Annotated in this window: 19 protein-coding genes; 5 read left to right on the top strand and 14 right to left on the bottom strand. The window is 74.6% G+C overall.

The genetic code is table 11. The features are described from left to right. Nucleotides 1–83: 83 nt before the first annotated feature. The 6 genes from ACZ3TI_RS32085 to ACZ3TI_RS32060 all read right to left on the bottom strand — a co-directional run bounded on the left by ACZ3TI_RS32085 (nucleotide 84) and on the right by ACZ3TI_RS32060 (nucleotide 5785). Entirely contained in the window at nucleotides 84–1439 is a 1356-nt protein-coding gene (locus tag ACZ3TI_RS32085; protein ID WP_465732434.1) for an MFS transporter, read from the bottom strand. A 137-nt stretch (nucleotides 1440–1576) separates the two neighbouring features. After that, nucleotides 1577–2368 (bottom strand): DUF1684 domain-containing protein, encoded by a 792-nt coding sequence (locus tag ACZ3TI_RS32080; protein ID WP_465732432.1) that lies wholly within the window; start codon nucleotides 2366–2368, stop codon nucleotides 1577–1579. Between the two features lie 205 nt (nucleotides 2369–2573). Further along, on the bottom strand, nucleotides 2574–3443 hold the full coding sequence (locus tag ACZ3TI_RS32075; protein ID WP_465732430.1) for an acyl-CoA thioesterase: 870 nt from the start codon (nucleotides 3441–3443) through the stop codon (nucleotides 2574–2576). 227 nt (nucleotides 3444–3670) lie between these two features. Beyond that, nucleotides 3671–4375, bottom strand: coding sequence for an alpha-ketoglutarate-dependent dioxygenase AlkB family protein (locus tag ACZ3TI_RS32070; protein ID WP_465732533.1), 705 nt, complete (start codon nucleotides 4373–4375; stop codon nucleotides 3671–3673). Between the two features lie 59 nt (nucleotides 4376–4434). Further along, nucleotides 4435–4842, bottom strand: coding sequence for a transglycosylase family protein (locus ACZ3TI_RS32065; protein WP_465732428.1), 408 nt, complete (start codon nucleotides 4840–4842; stop codon nucleotides 4435–4437). Between the two features lie 190 nt (nucleotides 4843–5032). Further along, the gene (locus ACZ3TI_RS32060) at nucleotides 5033–5785 is read right to left on the bottom strand and encodes a transglycosylase family protein (protein WP_465732426.1); all 753 of its coding nucleotides are present in this window, start codon (nucleotides 5783–5785) and stop codon (nucleotides 5033–5035) included. 592 nt (nucleotides 5786–6377) lie between these two features. Between ACZ3TI_RS32060 and ACZ3TI_RS32055 the strand changes: the two genes are divergently transcribed. Beyond that, nucleotides 6378–7223, top strand: coding sequence for a hypothetical protein (locus tag ACZ3TI_RS32055; protein WP_465732424.1), 846 nt, complete (start codon nucleotides 6378–6380; stop codon nucleotides 7221–7223). A gap of 356 nt (nucleotides 7224–7579) precedes the next feature. Beyond that, nucleotides 7580–8365, top strand: a complete 786-nt coding sequence (locus ACZ3TI_RS32050; RefSeq protein ID WP_465732422.1) for a hypothetical protein — start codon at nucleotides 7580–7582, stop codon at nucleotides 8363–8365. Between the two features lie 163 nt (nucleotides 8366–8528). Here ACZ3TI_RS32050 and der read toward each other — a convergent pair whose 3' ends face one another. From der to ACZ3TI_RS32035, 3 genes are all read right to left on the bottom strand, one after another. After that, complete coding sequence (gene der, locus ACZ3TI_RS32045; protein WP_465732420.1) at nucleotides 8529–9983, bottom strand: ribosome biogenesis GTPase Der; 1455 nt, start codon at nucleotides 9981–9983, stop codon at nucleotides 8529–8531. 235 nt (nucleotides 9984–10218) lie between these two features. After that, a complete protein-coding gene (gene cmk, locus ACZ3TI_RS32040) occupies nucleotides 10219–10932 on the bottom strand; it encodes a (d)CMP kinase (protein ID WP_465732418.1) in 714 nt (237 codons plus the stop codon). A 212-nt stretch (nucleotides 10933–11144) separates the two neighbouring features. Further along, nucleotides 11145–12230: a prephenate dehydrogenase gene (locus ACZ3TI_RS32035; protein WP_465732416.1), complete on the bottom strand. Its 1086-nt coding sequence runs from the start codon at nucleotides 12228–12230 to the stop codon at nucleotides 11145–11147. A gap of 356 nt (nucleotides 12231–12586) precedes the next feature. On the opposite strand from ACZ3TI_RS32035, the gene ACZ3TI_RS32030 reads away from it, so the two are divergent. From ACZ3TI_RS32030 to ACZ3TI_RS32020, 3 genes are all read left to right on the top strand, one after another. Then, on the top strand, nucleotides 12587–14932 hold the full coding sequence (locus ACZ3TI_RS32030; protein WP_465732414.1) for a DUF4139 domain-containing protein: 2346 nt from the start codon (nucleotides 12587–12589) through the stop codon (nucleotides 14930–14932). Between the two features lie 2 nt (nucleotides 14933–14934). Continuing rightward, complete coding sequence (locus ACZ3TI_RS32025; protein ID WP_465732412.1) at nucleotides 14935–16527, top strand: mucoidy inhibitor MuiA family protein; 1593 nt, start codon at nucleotides 14935–14937, stop codon at nucleotides 16525–16527. Between the two features lie 197 nt (nucleotides 16528–16724). After that, complete coding sequence (locus ACZ3TI_RS32020) at nucleotides 16725–17087, top strand: DUF952 domain-containing protein (protein ID WP_465732410.1); 363 nt, start codon at nucleotides 16725–16727, stop codon at nucleotides 17085–17087. Nucleotides 17088–17099: 12 nt separating this feature from the next. Here ACZ3TI_RS32020 and ACZ3TI_RS32015 read toward each other — a convergent pair whose 3' ends face one another. From ACZ3TI_RS32015 to ACZ3TI_RS31995, 5 genes are all read right to left on the bottom strand, one after another. After that, nucleotides 17100–18107, bottom strand: a complete 1008-nt coding sequence (locus ACZ3TI_RS32015; protein WP_465732408.1) for a helix-turn-helix domain-containing protein — start codon at nucleotides 18105–18107, stop codon at nucleotides 17100–17102. A gap of 301 nt (nucleotides 18108–18408) precedes the next feature. Then, on the bottom strand, nucleotides 18409–19659 hold the full coding sequence (locus ACZ3TI_RS32010; RefSeq protein WP_465732406.1) for a pseudouridine synthase: 1251 nt from the start codon (nucleotides 19657–19659) through the stop codon (nucleotides 18409–18411). Nucleotides 19660–19721: 62 nt separating this feature from the next. Further along, nucleotides 19722–20315, bottom strand: coding sequence for an SMC-Scp complex subunit ScpB (gene scpB, locus ACZ3TI_RS32005; protein ID WP_465732531.1), 594 nt, complete (start codon nucleotides 20313–20315; stop codon nucleotides 19722–19724). Between the two features lie 302 nt (nucleotides 20316–20617). Further along, nucleotides 20618–21520 carry a segregation and condensation protein A gene (locus ACZ3TI_RS32000; RefSeq protein WP_465732404.1) on the bottom strand — a complete coding sequence of 301 codons (903 nt, stop codon included), beginning with the start codon at nucleotides 21518–21520 and terminating at the stop codon, nucleotides 20618–20620. Nucleotides 21521–21969: 449 nt separating this feature from the next. Then, nucleotides 21970–22599, bottom strand: a complete 630-nt coding sequence (locus ACZ3TI_RS31995) for a hypothetical protein (protein WP_465732402.1) — start codon at nucleotides 22597–22599, stop codon at nucleotides 21970–21972. Nucleotides 22600–22628 lie beyond the last annotated feature (29 nt).

The raw sequence follows: 22628 nt of genomic DNA, 5'->3' as shown, positions 1-22628 counted from the left end.
CTTGTCTCCGGTTGTCCCGGCGACGTGGAAAACAATACAGCACGTCTAGGGGTGCTCGCTGCCAGGTTCGGGGCGGGGGTGGGTCAGGGGGTCGGGTGGCGGGCGTCGTAGGTGAGGAAGGCGGGGCGGCGGGCAGCGAGGAGGAGGACGGCGGCGACGCAGGCGAGGCCGCCGCTGACCACGGAGGTGGCGGGGTTGGTGAGGGCGGCGACGGTGCCGGACTCGAAGTCGCCGAGGCGGGGGCCGCCGGCCACGACGACGATGAAGATCCCCTGGAGACGGCCGCGCATCTCGTCGGGGGCGGCGACCTGCATCATCGTGTTGCGGAAGATCATGCTGACGGTGTCCGCGCAGCCCGCGACCGCGAGGAGCAGGAGGCCGAGCCAGAGGTTGTGGAGGGCGCCGAAGGCGGCGATGGCGAGGCCCCAGGCGGCGACGGCGGCGAGGACGGCGACGCCCTGGCGGTGCACGCGGCCGACCCAGCCGGAGAAGAGCGCGCCGACCAGGGCGCCCACGGCCGGGGCGGAGACCAGCAGGCCGACGGTGCCGGCGTCGCCGCCGTAGAAGGTGACCGCGATGGCGGGGAAGAGGGCGCGCGGCATGCCGAAGACCATCGCGGCCAGGTCGGCGAGGAAGCTGGTGCGCAGGTTGGGCTGCTCGCGCAGGAAGCGGAGGCCGTCGAGGACGGAGGCGCGGCCCTTGCGGTCGCCGAGCGGGCGCATGGCGGGCAGGCGCCACATCGCGTAGAGGGTGCCGGTGAAGGCGACGGTGTCGAGCAGGTAGGCGGCCTGGGCTCCGTACGCGCCGATGAGGACGCCGCCGAGCATGGGGCCGACGGTGAGGCCGAGGTTCATGCTGACGGTGTTCAGGGCGTTCGCGGCGGGGAGCTGGTGGGTGGGCACCAGGCGGGGGATCATCGCGGAGCGGGCGGGCGAGCTGAGGGCGAAGAACCCGGCTTGGACGGCGACGGCGACGTACAGGACGGCGACCGCGCCGAGTCCGGCCAGGGCCTGCGCGGCCAGGACGGCGGAGACGGCTGCCAGGCCCGCCGAGCCGATCAGGCCGAGCCGGCGCCGGTCGACGGTGTCGGCGATCGCGCCGCCGTAGAGGCCGAAGGCGACCAGCGGTATGAGGGAGAAGATGCCGACCAGGCCGGTCGCGAAGGCGGAGCCGGTCAGGTCGTAGACCTGGACGGATACGGCGACGGCCGTCATCTGCTGGCCGACGGAGGAGACGGCCTGGCCGAGCCAGACCCGGCGGTAGTCGGCGTGGTCGCGCAGCGGGCTGAGGTCGGCGAAGGCCCGCCGGTACCACGGCGCGTCGGTGGCCACCGGGTCGTCCGGTAGCGGGCCGACGGCCTCCGCGGCAGCGTCGGCGGGCACGTCGGCGGTCGCCGCGTCCGCCGGCGCGGCGGAGGTGGAATGTTGATCGTTCGACATGGTTCCCATGCTCCGCCCCGCCCCTGGCCGTCCCCGCACCGGGGGGCGTCCCCGTATCGGGGGGCGTCCCCGTATCGGGGGGCGTCCCCGTATCGGGGGCGCGCCCTCGACCCAGCCCTGCCCCGACCGCTGCCGCCCTACCGGGTCAGCACCTGCTTCTCCCCCGCCTCCACGGCGAAGTCCAGTCGGTTGCCCGGCGGCGGGAACGGGCAGATGAAGTGGTCCGAGAAGGCGCACGGCGGCAGGTAGGCCCGGTTGAGGTCGAGGACCGTACGGCCGTCGGCATCCGGCGCCGGAAGGGTGATGAAGCGGAAGCGGTAGGTGTCGATGCCGCTGCTAGCGTCGGCGATCACCCCGCTGAGGCGGTTGCCCGAGCGGCTGACGGTCAGCGTGCGGTGCTCGCCGGCCACGGTGAAGGCGATCTGCCCGGTGACGGCGAGCGGGCGCTCCTTGCCGTCGGCGTTCGGGACCACGACCGACCGGGCCTCGTCGTCCTCGAACGGGGTGAAGACCGCGGGCACGGCCCACTCGGGCGCGTACGGGTGGGCGGAGATGCCCGCGAAGGCGGCCCGGCGCGGCGAGGCCGGGTCGAAGACCCGCAGGGCCAGCTCGCCCTCGCGCTCGATCGGGACGAGCAGCAGATCGCCCAGGGTGGCGGTGTCGGCGGCCGGGTCAGTGTCCGGACGGAGCAGCACCTCACCGTCCACCGGGCCGTCCGTGCCGACGACCGTGATCCCGTCGCCCGCCGCCGCCCGGAGCCGGACGCCTTCGCTGTCGGCCCACCACTGCCCGGGCAGGCCGGTGATCCCGGCGGGCTCGGGCTCCAGCCAGTGCGTGCCGGTGAGCGCGAGCTGGCCGTGCGGCGCGCTCACGGACGCGGCCCGCCCGTCGCTCCAGTGCTTCCAGTCCTCCGCGGCCGTCGCCGTCATCGGTCCACCCTCCCGGTCGGTCCGCGGACGGCCCGCTGTTCGGGCCGCCCGTCTCGGTCATCCACAACGCCGCCCGTCGGGGCGGATCATTCCCACCGGTCCGAAGCCGCCGAAACCGCAACACGACGGCAACGCACCGACACACCGCACAACACGGAACCCACCGCGGAACACACCGTGCAACACACCGCGGATCGCATGGCGCCTACCCCTCCCGACGCGCCAGCGGCCGGAAGAGCCCCTCCTGCACCACCGACACCACCAGCTGCCCGTGGCGGTCGAAGATCTGCCCGCGTGCCAGGCCGCGCGCGCCGTGCGCGATCGGGGACTCCTGCTGGTACAGCAGCCAGTCGTCCGTGCGGAACGGCTGGTGGAACCACATCGCGTGGTCCAGCGAGGCCATGTCGAAGTGCCGCTCGCCCCACAGCGGCTCGACGGGGGCCCGGACGGCGTCCAGCAGCGTCATGTCGCTGGCGTAGGTGAGGGCACAGACGTGGATCAGCGGGTCGTCCGGCAGCGGGCCGTTGGTGCGCAGCCAGACGCCGCTGCGCGCCTCGACACCGGCCAGGTCCTCCTTGTTCCAGCGCAGCCGGTCGACGTAGCGGATGTCGAAGGGCTGGCGGCGGCTGATGAACGGGGGCAGTTCGCCGAGCCGGGAGCCGACCTCCTCCAGGGCGCTGGGCAAGTCCTCGGGGGCGGCCACCTGCGGCATCGGGTGCTGGTGCTCGATGCCGCCTTCCTCGGGTCTGTGGAAGTCGGCGGTGAGCGCGAAGATCGACCGGCCGCCCTGGATCGCGAGCACCCGGCGGGTGGTGAAGGAGCGGCCGTCCCGGATCCGGTCGACCTGGTAGACGATCGGCACCCCGGGCACACCGGGACGCAGGAAGTAGGCGTGCAGCGAGTGGACGGGGCGCTGGTCGTCCACCGTGCGGCCCGCCGCGACCAGCGCCTGCCCGGCGACCTGGCCGCCGAACGTCCGCTGCAGCGCCTCCTCGGGGCTGCGGCCGCGGAAGATGTTCAGTTCGATCTGCTCGAGGTCGAGCAGATCGACAAGGTCGTCGACGGGGGTACCCATGGGCGCACGCTTCCTCTCCGAGTTCCGATCCCTCCGGATGCGGACTCCGATCGAATTCTCCAGCTCACTCGAATTCTCTGGCGACCCGGGTCATTCCCGCTCACCGGCTCCGAGCCTCCGGTTCACTCGAACGAGTAACCGAGTGACCGAGTAACCGAGTGACCGAGTAACCGAGTGGCCAGCCGACCGAGTAGCGGGTGAGCGGGTCGGCGTGCACGTACCCCCGGCTACGCCCCCAGCCCCGACTCCCGCACCGTGATGTTGAGCCGCCCCACCAGCCCGAGCTCCGGCTCCGCCGTCCCGGGCAACGTGCGCACCACCCCGTGGTACGCGAAGCGGGCCGGGCCGCCGAACACCAGCAGGTCTCCGCTGCACAGCTCCAGGTCGGTCCACGGCCGGGTCCTGGTCTCGGTGTTCCCGAGCCGGAAGACGCAGCGGTCGCCGAGCGAGAGCGAGACCACGGGCGCGTCCGTCCGCTCGTCGCGGTCCTGGTGGAGGCCCATCTTGGCGCCGTGCGGGTAGTGGTTGACGATCGCGATGTCCGGTTCGTACGACGCGGCGCCCGCGATCTCCGGCAGCGCGTCCCCGTACGCGTCGGCGACGGCCCGGCGGGCGAGACGGCCCAGCTCGGGTGGGAACGGTTTGACGGGAGCGCCGTCTTCGGCGACCCGCCGGTACCCGTACGGGTACCAGTGCCACCCGAGGCTCACCATCCGTACGGACATCATCCCGCCGGTGGGCATCCGCACCGCATGCAGGCCGGCCGGCGGGCGGGCCCACTCCCGGCAGGCGGCGATCAGGCGCAGCTGGGCGTCGAGGTCCAGCCAGCCGGGGAGCAGGACGGCGCCGGGTGCGGGCTCGACGGGCCCCCGCGCGGCCTCACCGGAAGCCCCGGCGGCCCCGGGCAGATCACCGAACAGCTCGCCCTGGATCACCTCACCATCCTCCCGCACCGCCCCCGTCCGGGAACCATCCGGAACGTACCCGGCACCTACCCGGGCCCAGTCCCTCCACCTGCGGTGCCGCCCCCGATCAGCCCCAACTCCCGCGCGCAGGAAGGCCAGGCCTCCCACCCCTGCCGCCGGATGATCTCCTCGCCGACGGTCGTCTGCTCCCGTCGGCCCGCGCGGTCCGGCCGGTCGGCGAAGCGCAGGCCGCCGGACTCCTCCCAGGTCGACGGCCGGATCTGCAACCCGCCGTAGTAGCCGTTGCCGGTGTCCGCCTGCCAGTCGCCGCCGCTCTCGCAGTCGGCGAGCTCGTCCCAGACCAGGTCCGCGACGCGGACGGCCGCGCCGGCCCGCACCCCGCCCGTGGCGACGGCCAGCACCAGCACCACGGCGGCACCGGCCCGCAGCACGACCCGGCCGACGCCCCGACCTTCCTCACACGCATGCGGCATGGCAGCCGACCCTAGGGGCGTCCCACTCCACCCGCCAGGGAACGCCGACGGCCGCTCCTCCACTCGGCGGAGTACCCGCGCGAGGGAGGAGCGGCCGTGGAAGCCGGAGCCGGTGAGGCCGGAGCAGCAGGTGTCGGCCGCTCACGGAGCCTCGGGGGCTCGGAGGCTCGGGGCTCAGGGCCCCGAGGCCTCAGATGCTCAGGGTCTGACCCGGGAAGATCAGGTCCGGGTTGCCACCGATGACCTTGGCGTTGTTCTTGTACACGTCGTGCCAGTCCAGGCCCCGCGCGGCGGCGATGGAGCTCAGGGTGTCACCGGACTTGACGGTGTAGTTGCCCTTGGCCGGCTTGGCGTCGTTCGAGCCGGTCCAGGTGTTGGCACCCTTGTCGGCCTTGGGGGCGGCGGCCTTCGGCGCGGCGTCGGCGTTGGGCGCGGCGGCCTTCGGGGCCTGCGCCGGCTTGGCGGCCGGGGTGGCGGGCTTGGCGGCCGGGGCAGCCGGCTTCGCGGCGGTCGAGCCCGCCGAGGTGTCGACGGCGGCCGGGGCGCCGCCCTTGGTCAGGCCGGCCTTGACGGAGCAGACGGGCCAGGCGCCCGGGCCCTGAGAGGCGAGGACCTTCTCGGCGACGGCGATCTGCTGCGCCTTGGTGGCCAGGTTGGCCTGCGCGGCGTAGGCGGTGCCACCGTAGGCGGCCCAGGTGCTGGAGGTGAACTGCAGACCGCCGTAGAAGCCGTTGCCGGTGTTGATGGCCCAGTTGCCACCGCTCTCGCACTGGGCGACAGCGTCCCAGGTGGCGACGGAGGCAGCGGAGGCCGAGGTGGCCGTGACGAGGCCGGCCACCGGCAGGGCCGCGACAGCGGCGCCCGCCACGACAGCCATCCGGACGCGGTTGCGCTTGGTGGCGGTGGAGGTGGTGGCAGCGGCGGTCTCGTTACGGAAAGTCATGAGGTTCCTCTCGACAGCCCCGGGCGGGCATGCGGAACCAGACCCCGTCAGGGGCCGCGTTCGCTTGCCGCGTCCGTGGGGCGGCCGTGCACGTGTCGGACGTGCCGCTGCCGCCCCGGCCACCCAGCCGCTCGCCGACGATCTGTTCGAGCGATCGCGTCGGCGGGCACCTGCCACGCCCGGCGGACCGGGGGGGCTGTGCGTCGGGGGTGAACCCGGGTGGCGCTCGTTGCGCCGACCAAGAAGCTACGAGCCGGTCGGCGGGGATTTCAAAACTCGAACGGTCTGCCCAGCTCAGCCAAGGGTTACCGGCGGTAAGACCCACACAATCTTGCCCGAAATGTCCGCTTTAGCCGTTGATTCCTAGATCAAACATCGTCGCCGCGTGACTCACCTCACCGTTTCATTCCGGCAGTCCCGTCACCGACATCGACAGATTGCGACCACGAGAACACGCGGTGCGGTCGGATCCGGGGCAATTCCCGTCAGCCTCGACGGGCACCCGTGACGCCTGACACAAGGGCCCGTTGGTCATGTCGAGCTCCCCGTGTCCGCCCCCGAAGCCCCATCCGCACCCATCCGAGGAGACCCTGTGCCGCGCATGCTCGACGTCAGCGACGAGGTCCGGTCCGAGATCGGCGACGACGAGGCCGACCGCCTACTGGGCGGCGACCGCGCCCCCGACAGCTACGAGTGCACCTCCTGCCGCACCCCCGGCGACACGCACGTGGAGCCCACCAGCACCGTGCTGTTCGTCGGCGACGAGACCGCCGTGCTCGCCTTCGCCCACGCCCGCTGCATCCCCTCGCAGGTGGTCCCGGTCTCCGAGGAGCAGCTGGCCGGCGCCGTCCGCAGCATCAGCCAGGCCCAGACCCGCGCCCCGGACCTCGCCGTCCCCGTCTCCTCGCCGGCCGCCCCCGTACCGGCCGGTGCGGCCGACTCCGTGCCCCAGCCGGCCGCCCCCGGCCAGGCCGCCATCCTCGGCATCACCTGCGGACTGGTCCTGCACGGCAAGGTCGGTCACGCCTCGCTGGTGGTCGAGCCCACCGGCCCGGTCGGCCGTCCGGGCAGCACCTCGGGCGAGGACGAGTTCCTCGACCTCCTCCAGGACGCCGGCTTCCAGCCCGTCACCGACCTGGACGAGACCCCGGAGCAGCTGCCCGGCTGGTCGGTCCTGGTCGCGATGGGCAAGCTGCACGCGATCCTGCAGCCCGCCGCGGCCGGTGGCAGCACCGGCTGGTGGCAGGCGCACCAGCCGCTCCAGGTCACCGACGCCTGGCGGATGGCGGCGAGCCAGCTCTCCGAGGTGACCATGTACGCCGTCCCGGCCGGCATGGTCGGCCGCCAGCCCCGCGAGGACCTGCTGCGCCAGGCGCTCGAGCGGGCGGTGGCGCTGGGCCAGGTGGTCGCCGCCTCCCTCCCGCTGGCCGGCACCTGATCCGCCTGCCCGCCCCTTACGCGCCGGACGGCGGCCTCCCCTCGCCACTCGGGCCGCCTCCGGCGCGGGCCCGCACCTCGCGGGCACCCGACATGAGCTCCGTTCATACGCCCCCCATGAGCCGGGCTCATGACCAGCGCCGCCCATGAGGCCCACTCATGCGGCCCCGCCCCATGAGCTCCTCTCATGACCACCCTCATGAGTCCCTCTCATGACACCGGCCATGAGCTCCTCTCATGACCATGTCCCATGAGCGCCACTCATGACGTCGCCGGGCCGCGCCCATGAGCATCACGCATGAGCTCCCCGCATGAGCGCCCCGCATCCCCCGCCCCCTCTCGCTCGTTGGCCCCTACGTGTACAGCTACGGCGTCTCCGCCTCCCCCGGCCGCTCCACCACCGCCCCCCGCTCGATCCCGGGCATGCGCCCGTCGTACGACGCCGAGCACCCGCACTCCACCACGCCGATCTACGACGAGCTGTACTCCGAGTACCGGCGCCTCTTCCGCGCCCTGCCCGGCGACCGTACGGGCGAGGAGGACCTGGCGTTCACCGGCTTCGCGGTCCGCGACGGCTACCCCTTGTTCGGTGAGCAGCGCCCGTACCCGCCGCAGCACCAGGCCTTCCACACCCTCGCGGGTCAGGCGCCGGGCCTCCCCCAGTTCATGTCGTCCCAGGCGCACGGCACCGGCGCGGCCTCCGGGCACCACAACGGTCATCACGCCGGCAGCCACCAGCACAGCCCCCACGGCGGCCACCACAGCCACCCCCACGCCGCCCATCCCGGCAGCCACGCCAGCAACCACCCCGGCAGTCACCCCGAGCCCGCCGGCCCCGCGCCTGTCCCCGCGCCCGCCAACGACGGCTCCGGCCACACCGCCGCGGTCCCCGCTTCCATCCCTCCCCCGGCCCAGCCGGCGAGCGGCGCGGCCCAGTTCACCAACGGCCAGGGCTGGGTCGCGGCCGGCTACCTCGGCCCGGTCCCGCACGCGATGTCCGTACCCGCGCCCGCCCCGCCCGCGCCGCCCGCCCCGTCCCCGGTGATGGGTACCGCCACCGGGCTCGCCACCGCCCCGTCCACCGGCGGTCGGCACCGCCAGATGCTCTCCCTCCCCCCGGGCCGCAACGGCGACCTCCACTGACACACCCGGGCCCCCCTCACCCCCCGCCCCACGGCCCGACACCCACACCGCCCCACCCCGCGCACAGAAACGCCGAAGGACCCCGCCACCACCGTGACGAGGCCCTCCGGCCGTGAGCCGGTCGCCCGGCTCCCCTCCCCTTACTGCCGACTACTGCCGACCACTACTTCTTCTTGCGCTTCTCCCGGACCCGCACCGAGATCGAGATCGGCGTCCCCACGAACCCGAACTCCTCACGCAGTCGGCGCTCGATGAAGCGCCGGTAGCCGGCCTCCAGGAAGCCCGAGGCGAAGAGCACGAAGCGCGGCGGACGGGTGCCCGCCTGGGTGCCGAACAGGATGCGCGGCTGCTTGCCGCCCCGGATCGGGTGCGGGTGCGCGGCCACCAGCTCGCCGAGGAAGGCGTTCAGGCGCGCGGTCGGGATGCGGGTCTCCCAGCCGTCCAGCGCGGTCTCGATCGCCGGGACGAGCTTCTCCATGTGCCGGCCGGTCTTGGCCGAGACGTTGACCCGCGGGGCCCACTGCACCTGGACGAGGTCGCGCTCGATCTCGCGCTCGAGGTAGTAGCGGCGCTCCTCGTCCAGCTGGTCCCACTTGTTGTAGGCGATGACGACGGCGCGCCCGGCCTCGACGGCCATGGAGATAATCCGGGTGTCCTGCTCGGCGAGGGTCTCGCTGGCGTCGATCAGGACGACCGCGACCTCGGCCTTCTCCAGCGCGGCGGAGGTGCGCAGCGAGGCGTAGAAGTCGGCGCCGGCCGTCAGGTGGACCCGGCGGCGGATACCGGCGGTGTCCACGAACTTCCAGGTCTTGCCGCCGAGTTCGATCATCTCGTCGACCGGGTCGCGGGTGGTGCCGGCCAGCTCGTTGACGACCACCCGCTCCTCGCCGGCGACCTTGTTCAGCAGGCTGGACTTGCCGACGTTCGGGCGGCCGATCAGCGCGACCCGGCGCGGGCCGCCGGGGGCGGCGTCGCCGAAGGTCTGCGGCGGGGCCTCGGGCAGCGCGTCCATGACGGCGTCCAGCAGGTCGCCCGAGCCGCGGCCGTGCAGGGCGGAGACCGGGAAAGGCTCGCCCAGGCCCAGCGACCACAGGTAGGCGGCCTCGGCCTCGGTGGACGGGCCGTCGACCTTGTTGGCGCACAGGACGGTCGGCTTGCCCGCCCGCCGGATGATCTTGATCAGCGCCTCGTCGGTGTCGGTGGCACCGACCGTGGCGTCCACGACGAACAGCACCGCGTCGGCCTGCTCGATGCCCAGCTCGGCCTGGGCGGCCACCATGGCGTCGATGCCGAGGACGTCGATCTCCCAGCCGCCGGTGTCGACCACCTTGAAGCGGCGGCCGTTCCAGCTGGCCTCGTAGGTGACCCGGTCGCGGGTGACGCCCGGCTTGTCCTCGACGACGGCCTCGCGGCGGCCGATGATGCGGTTCACCAGGGTCGACTTGCCGACGTTCGGGCGGCCCACCACGGCCAGCACCGGCAGCCGGACGTGCTCGGCGCCGTCCACGGCGTCGAAGCCGTCGACGTCGAAGCCCTCCTCGGCGGCGAGGGCCATGAACTCGGCGTAGTCGGCGGCGTCCAGTCCGCCGTGGTCGGCGGTGGAGTGCTCTGCGGTCATGTTCGTCTGTTCCGTTTCCCGGCCCGGCCCTTCCCAGGGGCGTGCCGTGCGTACCTGCCCCGCTCGGGGCAGCGCGATGGTTGTTTCCGCGGCGCCTCGACGGCCCACGGTTCACTCAGTGCTGGTCAGGCCCGGCAACGACCGGACCGACCACAGCCGGACCTTGCAACAACCGGACCGACCACAGCCGGCCCGACAGCAGCCCGGCCGGCAGTCGTCCGACGGCAGCCGCCGGTCAGACCGACGACAGCCCGGCCCGTTCCTCCACCAGCGCGGCGATCCGGTCGATCACCTGCTCCAGCGTGAGGTCGCTGGTGTCCACCAGGACCGCGTCCGCGGCCTGGGCCAGCGGGGCCGTCTCCCGGGAGGAGTCGGCGGCGTCCCGGCGGGCGAGGTCGGCGGCCATCGCGGTGATGGTCGCCTCGTCCACGCCCTTGGCGCGCAGCTCGGCGGCCCGGCGCGCGGCCCGGGCCTCCTCGGAGGCGGTCAGGAAGACCTTGACGGTGGCGTCCGGGAAGACCACGGTCCCCATGTCCCGGCCCTCGGCGACGATGCCGCGCTCGGCGACCTCGGCGCAGCCGCGCTGCAGCTCCACCAGCCGGGCTCGGACCGCCGGCACCGCGGCCACGGCGCTGACCTGCGCCGTCACCTCGGGTCCGCGGATCGGGCCGGAGACGTCCTGACCGTCCACCGTGATGGTGGGGCCGTCGGCGTCCGTGCCCGAGACGATCACCGGCTTGCCGCACGCGACGGAGACCGCCTCCGGGTCGGCGACGTCGACGTCGTTGGCCAGCATCCACCAGGTCATCGCCCGGTACATGGCGCCGGTGTCCAGGAAGCTCAGGCCCAGCCGGGCGGCGACCGCCCGCGAGACGGTCGACTTGCCGGAGCCGGAGGGTCCGTCGATGGCGACGACGACCGGGACGTGCGCTCGGTCGGCAGTGTCCACTGGGCGAACCTCTCTCTGAGCATGGGAGCCGAAGCCTGCGCAGGCGGACGGCCGGGGATTTGTCTCCCTCAAGGTTAATGGACCGCCGCCGGGACGGACTCCGCCGCCCACCCGGGCCCCGCCCACCCCCGCGCCGAGCCCCGCCGCCCTCACGAACAGCGCCTCACGAACAATCCCCGCACGAACCCCGCACGAACAATCCCCGGAGGGCCTCAGTCCCGAACGTTCCACCCGCTCGTCCGCAGCGCCTTCACCAGTCGCTTGACCGCCGTCGGCGCCACCGACAGTTGGACGAAGCCGACCTGCTGCCCGGTCGAGTGCTCGATGACGACGTCCTCGATGTTGACCCCGGCGTCGCCGACCTCACCGAACAGCCGGCCCAGCTCGCCCGGCTGGTCGCCGAGGACGACCGCCACCGTCTCGTACCGGGTGGGAGGAGCGCCGTGCTTGCCGGGGATCCGGGCCTGGCCGGTGTTCCCGCGCCGCATGACCGCCTCGATCCCGGCCGCGCCCGCCCGGCGCTCGCCCTCCTCGGTCGCCTCCAGGGCGCGCAGCGCGCTGACGGTGCGGCCGAGGTCGAGGGCGACCTCGTCCAGGATGTCGGCGACGGCGCCCGCGTTGGCGGCGAGGATGTCGACCCACATGCCGGGGTTGGAGGCGGCGATCCTGGTGACGTCGCGCACGCCCTGGCCGGAGAGCCTTATGGCGGTCTCGTCGGCGTTCTCCAGCCGGGCCGCGACCAGCGAGGCCACCAGCTGCGGAGCGTGCGAGACGAGGGCGACGGCCCGGTCGTGCTCGGCGGCGTCCATCACGATCGGCATCGCACCGCAGAGCGCGACCAGCTCCAGCGCGGCGTTGAGCGTCTCGGTGTCGGTGTCGGCGGTCGGGGTGAGCACCCAGGGGCGGCCCTCGAAGATGTCGGCGCGGGCGGCCAGCGGGCCGGAGCGCTCGCGGCCGGCCATCGGGTGGCTGCCGATGTAGTGGACGGTGTCGCAGCCGAGCGCGGCGATCTCGCTGCCGGGGCCGGCCTTCACGCTGGCGACGTCCGTGTACCAGTGCGCCAGGTTGCGGCGCTGGCAGTCGGCGAGCACCTTTCCGACCAGGGCCGGCGGGACGGCGATGATCGCCAGGTCGACCGGGCCGTCGGCCGGTTCGGCGAGGCCCGCGCCGAGCGAGGCGGCGGTGCGGGCGGCGTCCGGGTCGGCGTCCTCCAGGTGGACGGTCAGGCCGCGGGCGGTCAGGGCGAGCGCGGCGGAGGTGCCGATCAGTCCGGTGCCGACGACGACGGCAGTGCGCATGGCGGGTCGCTCTCCTCATCACGATTCTCGACAGGTGCCGGGACCGTCCGGGAGCACCCGCGCCCCATCCTCCCTCATCCGCCGCACCGAAGTCCCCACCTGCCACCCAGCGACCACCGACGACCACCGGCGACCACAAGGACAGCCCCGGGCCCGGCAACCGCGACGGCCCCGCCCCCGTCCCCTCCAGTGCACACGCCGCACCCGGGAAATCCGGCGACGCCCGTACCGAAGCCGGGCAGACTGGCCGCCCGGGGAAAGCCCGGACGAGCGAACGCAGCGAACGAGCAGACGAGCAGACGAGCGGCACCGACCAGCACCACGCGGCGGGCGACACGCGAACGAAGGGGTTGCGCATGGACGATCAGCACAGCGACCGGGCGGGGCAGACGAAACCGCCGGCCGTACCGGCCCACCCGTCCGTCCTGGACTCCGTGGTGGTGTACGCGGAGGGCGCGGTGTGCCGCCGCCGGGCCACCGTCCCGGTCCCGCGCGGCGGGCGGCTGCGGCTGACCGGCCTGCCCGCGTCCCTGGACGGCCGCTCGCTGCGCGCCCGGGTGCTCGCCGGACCGGCCGGCACCGCGGTCACCGAGGCCCGGCTCGAGCAGCTCGCCGAGCTCCGTACGCCGGAGGAACTCCCGGAGCTCCAACGGGAGTTGGACGATGTCACCGAGCGCCGCAGCGCCCTCGCCGAGCGCCGCCGACTGGTCCTCGCCGCGATCGCCGACACCGCCGCCCTGCGCGCCGTACCACCGCAGCACCGGCCTGAGGATCCGCTGCGCCGCACGCCCGCCGAGGCGTGGCTGGAGCTCGCCGACTTCGTCGACGAGCGACTGACCCACCTCCAGGAGCGCGCCGAGCAGCTCAACCAGGAGATCGAACTCGCTGACCACGAGCGCGAGTTGGCGGCCGACCGGCTGGAGCGGGCGTCCACCGCCGAACGGATCCAGCCGGTCGCGACCGCCGCCACCGTCCTGCTCACCCTCACCACCCCCGACAGCACCACCTCCACCCCCGACAGCACCACCCTCACCACCTCCACCCCCGACAGCGCCGCCCCAGCGCACGAACCCGAGACCCTCGACCTCGAGCTGGAGTACGGCGTCCCTGCCGCCCGCTGGGTGCCCGCCTACCGCCTGTCCTACCGCAGCGGCTCCGACGCCGGCCGGCTCGTCCTGCGGGCGAGCGTCGCCCAGCGCACCGGCGAGGACTGGACGGGCGTACGCCTCGCCCTCTCCACCGCCGACCTCGACCGCCGCACCGACCTGCCCCGGCTGGCGTCGCTGCGGATCGGCCGCAGCCAGCCCACCCCGCCGCCCTCCGGCTGGCGCGAACCCCCGGCCGGCCTCTCCGACCTCTTCACCGGCTACGACGCGGCCGGCGCCGACGCCCCGCTCCGCCGGGCCCGCGGCGAGGACCGCCGCAGGACCGCGGTGCCGCCCCCGGTCCCACCGCGCGCCGCCCGCCTCGCCGGCCCCGGGTCGGCCGGTCCCCGGGTCGGCGGCGCCCGCCCCACCGGCCCCCGTCCCGAGGCCTTCGCCGCCGTGGAGGACGCCCCGCCCGCGGCCTACGGCCCGTACGGCGGTGGCGGCAGCCTGAGCGCCGACGAGCCGACGCCCGCCCGGGCGCCCGCGCCGACGACCGCACCGGCCCCCGCACCGATGTCCGCCCCGATGCCCCCGCCCGCCCCGGGTGGCTTCGCCGGCTACGGCGGCCCCCCGCCGCCCGCCCCCGTGGCACCCGCCGCGGCCCCGGTCCCGCAGGCCCCGGGCGGCCTCCCTTCGGCGCAGGCGGCACCGGCCCTCCGCGCCCGCCGACGCGCGGGCAGCCCCGCCGCACCGCCCCCGCCGCGCGGCCTCGCCCCGAACGCCACCCTGCTCGACTACCCCGACCTCGTCCTGGCCGGCCCCGACGAGCCCACCACCCGGCGCGGCGCCCTGCACCCCCGCCCCGAGCGGCTCGAGCGCGAGGAGCTGGAGTGGACCCTGCCCGGCGGCAACCCGGGCGAGCAGATCCGCCGCCTCGCCCTCCCCCGCCACGGCGTCCCGCCACGCCAGTCGGCCGGCTCCTTCGACCACCGCTTCGACGCCGCCGCCCCCGCCGACATCCCGTCCGACGGCACCTGGCACACCGTCACCGTGGACGAGATCCCGCTCACCGTCCGCCCCGAGTACGTCACCGTCCCCGCTGTCGAGGAGAAGGTGTACGCGACCCTGGTGCTCGCCAACCGCACCGACCGCGCCGTCCTGGCGGGCCCGGTCGAGGTCACCGTGGACGACGAGTTCCTGCTCACCGCCGCCCTGCCCACCCTGGCGCCCGGCGGCGTGCGGCGCCTGGGCACCGGCGTCACCGAGAGCATCGAGGTGGCGCGCCGCACCGAGCTGCGCGAGTCCACGACGGGCATGCTGAAGGGCAACAGCACCGTGCTCGACCACCGGGTGCACGTCCGGCTCGCGAACCGGCTCGGCCGCGCCGTCACGGTGGAGGTCCGCGAGCGCGTGCCGGTCACCTCCGACGCCGAGATCCGGATCGAGGAGCGGTCCGACTGGCACGCCCCGGCCGTCTCCACGCCGGACTGCCCGCCCAGCACCCGGCTCTGGCGGGTCGACCTGCCGCCGGGCGGCAGCACCGAACTGGACGGCGGCTACCTGATCAAGATCCCGGCCGGAAAGGCCATCGTCGGCGGAAACCGGAGGAACTGACCATGACCCCGGAGGAACTGACCACGACCGGAGACACCGCCGGACACATGCCCGCAGAGCCCGGGCCCCTCCCCGTCACCGCCGTCACCTGCCTGGAGGACCGCAGCCAGGTCGAGCGCACCACAACGGTCAACCTGGCCGCGGGCGTCCAGCGGCTGCGGCTCGGCCCGCTCACCGCCCTCGCAGTCGACCGCACTCTGCGCGCCGAGTCCGCCACCCCCGGCGTCCGCGTGCTGGACGCCCGGCTGGTGCGCACCTGGGCGCCGCCCGCCCCGCTGCCGCCCGGCCCGGACGACTCCGAACTGCGCCACCGGCTGCACCGGCTGGACGCCGAGAGCCGTCTGGCCGACCAGACCCGCGCCCGGCTGGAGGCCCGGCTGGCCCTGCTCGCCCAGCTCTCCGCCGACCTGCTGCGCGAGATCGGCGAGGGAGCCGGCGTCGGCGAGCTCGAACGCACCCGCTGGTCCCGCGAGCTGGACCGGGTGGACGCCGAGCGCGAGCGCTACGGCGAGGAGCTGCGCGCCACCCATTCCCGGCTGCGCCGCCTGGAGCAGGAACGCTCACAGGCCCTGACCGCCCTGGACGAGGCCGAGGAGGACCCGGCCGAGCTGACCGCCCACCTGGACCTGACCGTCGAGGCGGCGCAGCCCGGTCCGGCCGAGCTGACCGTCTCCCACTTGGTGCCCTGCGCGCTCTGGCGCCCGTCCTACCGCGCGACCCTGGACGGCGGCAGCCTGCGCCTGGAGTCGGAGGCGGTGGTCTGGCAGCGCACCGGCGAGGACTGGACGAACGCCAGGCTCACCTTCTCCACCGCCCGCTCCGCCCTCGCCACCGACCCGCCGGCCGTCGCCGAGGACGTCCTGGTGCTGCGCGAGCGCACCGACGAGGAGCGCCGCACAGTCGAGGTCGAGCTGCGCGAGGAGGCGATCAGCGAGCTCGGTCCGACCTCCGAGGTCCCGGGCGTGGACGACGGCGGCGAGGTCCGGGTGCTGCCCGCGCCCGCCCCCGCCACCGTGCCCTCCGACGGCCGGGCGCACCGGGTGCCGCTGGGTGCCTTCACCGGCCCGGGGAGCAGCGAGTACGCCTGCGCCCCGGAGCTGTCCCCGCTGGTCACCCAGGTGGTCCGGTTCCGCAACGCGGCCGGGCACCCGCTGCTGGCCGGCCCGGTCGAGCTGGTCCGCGGCAGCGGCTTCACCGGGCGCGGGGAGCTGCGTTTCACCGCCACCGGTGCCGACGCCGAGCTCTCCTTCGGCAGCTCGGACGGCTACCGGGTGGTCCGCGAGACCGAGGAGCGCCAGGCCACCGCCGGCCTCACCGGGCGCCAGACCACCACTCGCACCGTGCGGCTGCACCTGTCCCGCTTCTCCGGCCCGGAGGAGCACGACGAGCGGATCGTGACGGTGCGTGAGCGGGTGCCGGTCTCCGAGGTGTCGGCGGTCGAGGTCCGGCTGCGCAAGGAGGAGTGCTCCCCGGCACCGGACGCCTTCGACGCCGAGGGCATCGTCCGCTGGGACGTCCCGCTCGGCCCGGGCGCCCGCCGCACCCTCACCCTGGTGTACGAGATCTCCGCCTCCGCCAAGGTCGCCGGGCTCTGAAAGCGGCCTCCGAGGCCTCGGGCGCCAAAGCCCCGGGCACCGAAGCCCCGGACCCCGAAGCCCCGAACCCTGGAACCCGGACCCCGCACCCCGCACCCCGCACCCCGCACCCCGCACCCCGCACCCGGGCCCCCTCGACCACCCGCCGATGACGACCGATCAGGACCAAACCGGAGACAACGGGTAGAAAAGGAGACATGATCCTCCACCTCGCCCCCCTGGACGACTGGCTGGCCGACCCCGGCCGTCCGTACGCCACCGCCTCGCTGCTCACCGACGGGTTCATCCACTGCTCGGCGGACGAGCAGACGGCGCTCGCGGTCGCCAACGCCTTCTTCGCCGACATCCCCGACCCGCTGATGGTGCTGCTGATCGAGGAGTCGCTGGTGGAGCCGATGGTCAAGTGGGAGGCCCCGCACGGTGCCCCGCCGCCCGGCGCCACCCCAGGCGTGCTCTTCCCGCACATCTACGGGCGGCTGAACCGCTCCGCGGTGGTCGGCCTGCAGCGCGTCGAGCGCGGCCCGGACGGCCGCTGGTCCTCCCTCAGCCCCTGGAGCTGAGCCCCCGGCGGGTTACAGCCACCCCCGCTCCCGGGCCGCCATGCCGGCCTGGAAGCGGGTGGTGGCGCCCAGCGAGCGCATCAGGCTCTGCAGCCGCCGCTGGGTGGTCCGCGCGCTCCAGCCCAGCGAGCGGGCGATCGACTCGTCGGTGAGCCCGGCGGCCAGCAGGCCCAGCAGCTTGCGGTGGTCGGCCTCCGGTTCCGGCGACGCGTCCCCGGTGCCGATCGCGGCCTGCAGCTGGACGGCCCGCTCCCACTCCGCCTCGAACAGCGTGTCCAGCGCCTGGAGCAGCGCCGAGGGGTGGATGACGTAGGCGGCGTCCAGCACGCTGTCGCCGACGCTGATCGGGATGACCGCCATCCGGTCGTCCGAGATGATCATCTTCATCGGGAGCGTCGGCCGGACCCGCGCTTCCTCGCCGTCCGCGACCCCGACCAGGATGTTCTTCTCCAGCCGGCCCGGCCAGGCCACCGCCTCCCGGTCGTAGACCGTCCGGAACTTCACGCCCTCGCGCAGCCGGTGCCGCTGCAGCGGCATCGGCGCCACCGGGTCCTGGATGTACGGCGGACGGTCGAAGCCGCGCACCTGGTACTGGCTGGTCTCGGTGATGTGCTCGAGCCGCTGGGCTATCGCCTCGCCGCCGGTCAGCACCTCCACCGAGTGCGCCGGGTCCGTGTAGCGCGAGGCCTCCCGGAAGGCGTCCATCAGCCGGTGCATCTCGGCCCGGGCCTGCCGCAGCTCGGACTCCCGGTGCCCGATCAGGGTGCCGATCGCCACGTCCGGGGCGACCGCCAGGAAACGCTGCCGGTCCACCGGTGCCCGGGTCGCCATGCCCTGCTGCGCCAGCCGGTCCAGGGCGCGCACGCTCTGCTGCAGCGTCAGGCCGCAGCTTTCCGCCAGCTCCTCCGCGGTGGACTGCGGGTTGGCCACCAGGGCCGCGTACACCTGCCCGTCCGGCTCGGCCAGTCCCAGCGTGCCGAGGGCCTGTCCGCTGGCCCGCCCCAGTGGTGCATCGGACACGACGCCGTCTCCCCCTGTTCGCCCCTGATCCGCCCACCGGTGCCCGCACTGGCGCAGTCCCGCCACGGACGGGGTGGTGGCCCGGTGGCCATCCTCTGCCACGGATCATGGCGCTGACAAGGCCGTGACCAGCGCTTGCGTCCCGGCTCACACGACCCGCACATCCCGGACGTCCCGCACGGTCCGCAGGACCCGGACATCCCGTACGTCCCGCACGGCCCCTGCACCCCGTACGACCGCGAAGGGCCCCCGGCCGCACACGGCGGACCGGGGGCCCTCAGGGCAGGCGACGGCGGACGGCCTACAGGCCGACCTCGCGCATCAGCTGGCCGACCTCCGGGTTGGTCAGACGGCGCAGCCAGCCCGACTTCTGGTCGCCCAGGGCGATCGGGCCGAAGTGGGTGCGCACCAGCTTCTCGACCGGGAAGCCGACCTCGGCCAGCATCCGGCGGACGATGTGCTTGCGACCCTCGTGCAGGGTCACCTCGACCAGGTAGTTCTTGCCGACGTTGGAGACCACCTTGAAGCTGTCGGCGCGCGCGTAGCCGTCCTCCAGCTCCACACCCTTGGCCAGCTGCTTGCCCAGGTCGCGCGGGATCGGGCCCTGGATGGCGGCCAGGTAGGTCTTGGTCACGCCGTAGCGGGGGTGGGTGAGGCGGTGGGCCAGCTCGCCGTGGTTGGTGAGCAGGATGATGCCCTCGGTCTCGGTGTCCAGGCGGCCGACGTGGAACAGCCGGGTCTCCCGGTTGGTCACGTAGTCGCCCAGGCACTGCCGCCCGTCGGGGTCCTCCATGGTGGAGACCACGCCGGCCGGCTTGTTCAGCGCGAAGAACAGGTACGACTGGGTGGCGACGGTCAGGCCGTCCACCTTGATCTCGTCGTTCTGCGGGTCGACCCGCTTGCCCTGCTCGGTGACCCGCTTGCCGTTGACCTCGACCCGGCCCTGCTCGATCAGCTCCTCGCAGGCGCGCCGGCTGCCGACGCCGGCCCGGGCCAGCACCTTCTGCAGGCGCTCGCCCTCGGGCTCGCCGAAGGTCTTGGGCAGCTTGACGGCCGGCTTGTCGTGCCGGGCGAGGACGGCGTCCTCGATCTTGGCCTGCAGCTCGCGCGAGCGCTGCGGCTGGCGGCGCGGGTCGCCCGGGGCGCCCTGGCCCTCACGGCGCGGACGCGGAGCCGGGCCGGGGCGCCGGCCGGCGAAGCCACCGCGGGCGGGGGTGGCGTTGGGGCCGCCGCCGTACTCGGGGCGGTCGTACTTGCGCTCCTCGGGCCGCAGCGGGCGGTCCGGGTACCGGCGGTCGTCGCGCCGGTCGTCCCGACGGCTGTCCCGCCCGTACGAACCGGAGCCGGAGCCGCCGCGCGAGCCCGAACCCGAGCCGCCGCGACCGCCGCCGCCCCCGTAGGACCCGCCGCCGTACGAACCCCCGCGCGCGCCCGAGCCGCCGCGGCCGCTGCCGCTGCCGCCGCCGTAGGAGCCGCCGCCCCGGCCCCCGCCCTGTCCGCCGCGACCGCTCCCGCCGCCGCTGCTGTTCCTGCCGTTGCCACTGCTACGCATCAAAGTGTCCGTACGTCGTTCCGTCTGGGATGTGCGGTCGTTTCGGCCGACCTCACCGCCCCCTACCGATCGGGCCCGGCCCGACCGGCCTCGCCACTGCCGTCCGCGGCCTGCATGGCAGCGGCGGCGACCGCCTCCGCGATCATCGTGCCCTCCAGGGACTCCGCTTCCACGTCGTCGACCTCGGGCAGGAAGGGAGCGAGCTCCGGCAGCTCGTCCAGGCCGCGGAGCCCCATCCGTTCCAGGAAGTAGTTCGTCGTCCGATACAGGATCGCACCTGTTTCGGGCTCGGATCCGGCCTCTTCCACCAGTCCTCGCTGTACCAGGGTACGCATCACGCCGTCACAGTTCACACCGCGGACGGCGGAAACCCGCGATCTGGACACCGGCTGCCGGTAGGCGACCACCGCCAGGGTCTCCAGCGCGGCCTGGGTGAGCCGGGCCTGCTGGCCGTCCAGGAGGAAGCGGTCGACGGCCGCTGAGCAGGTCTCCCGACTGTAGAACCGCCAGCCGCCGGCCACCAGCCGCAGGTCGAAACCGCGGCCCTGGAGGGTGTACTCGGCGGACAGCTCGCGCAGCGCCGCGGCCACCTCGGCCCGGGAGCGCTCCAGCACCCCGGCCAGCCGCTCCTCCGGCACCGGCTCGTCGACGACCATCAGGACCGCCTCCAGCTCGGCCCGCAGCCCGGCGTCGGCCGACGGCCCGGGGGCGGGCAGCAGGCCCCGGACGGGCAGCTCCTCGGCGCCGGAAGTCGACGGAGCCGACTTCTGGTGCACCACGGGCACCACCGACGTCGCCGACGTCGCCGACTCCCCGGGCTCCAGGGGCACTGCGGGCTCCAGGGGCTCCACCGGGTCCGGCAGCAGCTCGAAGGCCGGCTCCAGCCACTCCTCGGCCCGCGGGCGCCCCGGCAGCCCCAGCGGGCGCCGCACCGGCCGCCCACCCTCGTTCCCGCCGCTCATCGCCGCTCGTCCTCCTCCGCCTCGTGCGGGGCCTCACCCGCGACCTGTCCCGCGACCTTTCCCGCCGGCCGGTCGAACTCGTCCGTCACCTCGACCGCGCCCCGGCCCTCCTCGGCCACCCAGCGCACCCGCAGCTCGCCGAGCGCCTCCGGCTGCTCGAAGGCGAGCACCCGCTCCCGGTACAGCTCCAGCAGCGCCAGGAAGCGGGCGACCACCACCAGGGTGTCCGGCGCGTCCTCCACCAGCTGCCGGAACGACGCCTCACCCAGCTCGGTGAGCAGCCCCACCACCAGCCCGGCCTGCTCCCGCACGCTGACCGGCGGGGTGTGGATGTGGTCCACGGACACGACCGGCTTCGGCTTGGGCTCCATCGCCTTCGCCGCCAGCTCGGCCAGCCGCTGCGGACCGATGGTGATGACCACCTCGGGCAGCAGCTCCGCGTGGCGGGGCTCCAGCCCGACGGTCCTGGGGCGCCGCAGCAGCTCGGCGGCCCAGCGCTCACCGAACAGTGCCGCCGCCCGCTTGTACGCCCGGTACTGCAGCAGCCGCGCGAACAGCAGGTCACGGGCCTCCAGCAGGGCCAGGTCCTCCGCGTCCTCGACCTCCGCCACGGGCAGCAGCCGGGCGGCCTTGAGGTCGAGCAGCGTGGCGGCCACCACCAGGAACTCGGTCGCCGCGTCCAGGTCCCAGTCCGGGCCCATCGCCCGGATGTGCGCCATGAACTCGTCCGTCACGGTCGCCAGCGCGACCTCGGTGACGTCCATCTTGTGCTTGGCGATCAGGCTGAGCAGCAGGTCGAAGGGGCCCTCGAAGTTGTCCAGCCGTACCCGGAAGCCGCCCCGCGACCCGTTATCGGTCGCGCTCGCGGCGGTTTCGGCTGGTTCGGCGGTGCTCGGCATGACGGTCCATCTTCACCCGTCCCCGCCGCCCGCCCCGCCCCGGGCCTCCCCGACACGCCGCCCGCCGACGCCCCCAGCCCCACGCGAAGGCCCTCGGCGCCCCGCAACCCCGGGCGACGGCCCAATGCCCCGGAAACGGCCCTCCAGCGCCCGCCACAGCCATGAGACCGACTCATGACCGCCGGGACCCGGCCAACAGCCCTCTCCTCGTGGCACGGCCCTCATGAGCCCGCCTCATGCCCTCGGCACCGAAGCGTGGACCTCATGAGAGGACCTCATGCCCCTCAACCCAGGGCAGGAGCCCCATGAGCCCGCCTCATGCCCCATGAGCCCGCCTCATGCCCCTCGGCACCTTCTCGGCACCTCGCGCGCCCCGCTACCGGGCCTGCCGGCCCCCCACCGGGCACCGGGCCCACCGACCGCAGCCGGCCAGCGCCCGACCGACCGCCCTACCGCCCGCGCAGGCGCCGGACCAGGATGGAGGCCTCGCCACGCTGCTCCAGGTCCGCCAGGACGACCGCGATGGCCTCCCGGACGATCCGGCCGCGGTCCACGGCCAGGCCGTGCTCGCCGCGCAGCACCAGCCGGGTGTGCTCCAGGTCCATGAGCTCCTCGGCGGACACGTAGACGGTGATCTTCTCGTCGTGCCGCTCGCGCCCGCTGGGCCGGCGCGGTGCGCGGCTGCGCGGCCGGGCGCGTCCGGCGGCACCGGCCTGCTCCTCGGCCGTGCCCGCGTGCGTGCGGGCCGCGGGAGCGGGGGTGGCGCCTCGGCCGCCGGGCACGGTCTTCCCGGCCCCCGGAGCACCCGGCGCGGCCTGGGCCCCGCCCGGCCGCTGCGCGGGCGCCGGCACGGCGCCGGACGCCTGCTGCTCCGGCGTCAGCTGTCGGTCGCCAGGGGAGCCGTAGGAGCCATGGGAACCCTGGGAGCCCGCGGAGCCCGGGGCCCCCTGGGCACCGTTCCGGCCGGACTCGGCGCCCTCGGCGCCCTCGGCGCCGTCCTGGCCCTTGACGGTCCGCGCGGTCTCCGGTCTGGATGCCTCGGCGGCCGGACGCGGCGCGAGGGAGGGCGACAGCGCCATCCCTCCCGTGGTCCGGAACAGCTCGTCGG

The sequence above is a fragment of the Kitasatospora sp. NPDC023120 genome (assembly GCF_055560835.1).
The sequence above is the reverse complement of the archived record's forward strand: the minus strand, read 5'-3'. Positions and strand labels throughout refer to the sequence as shown.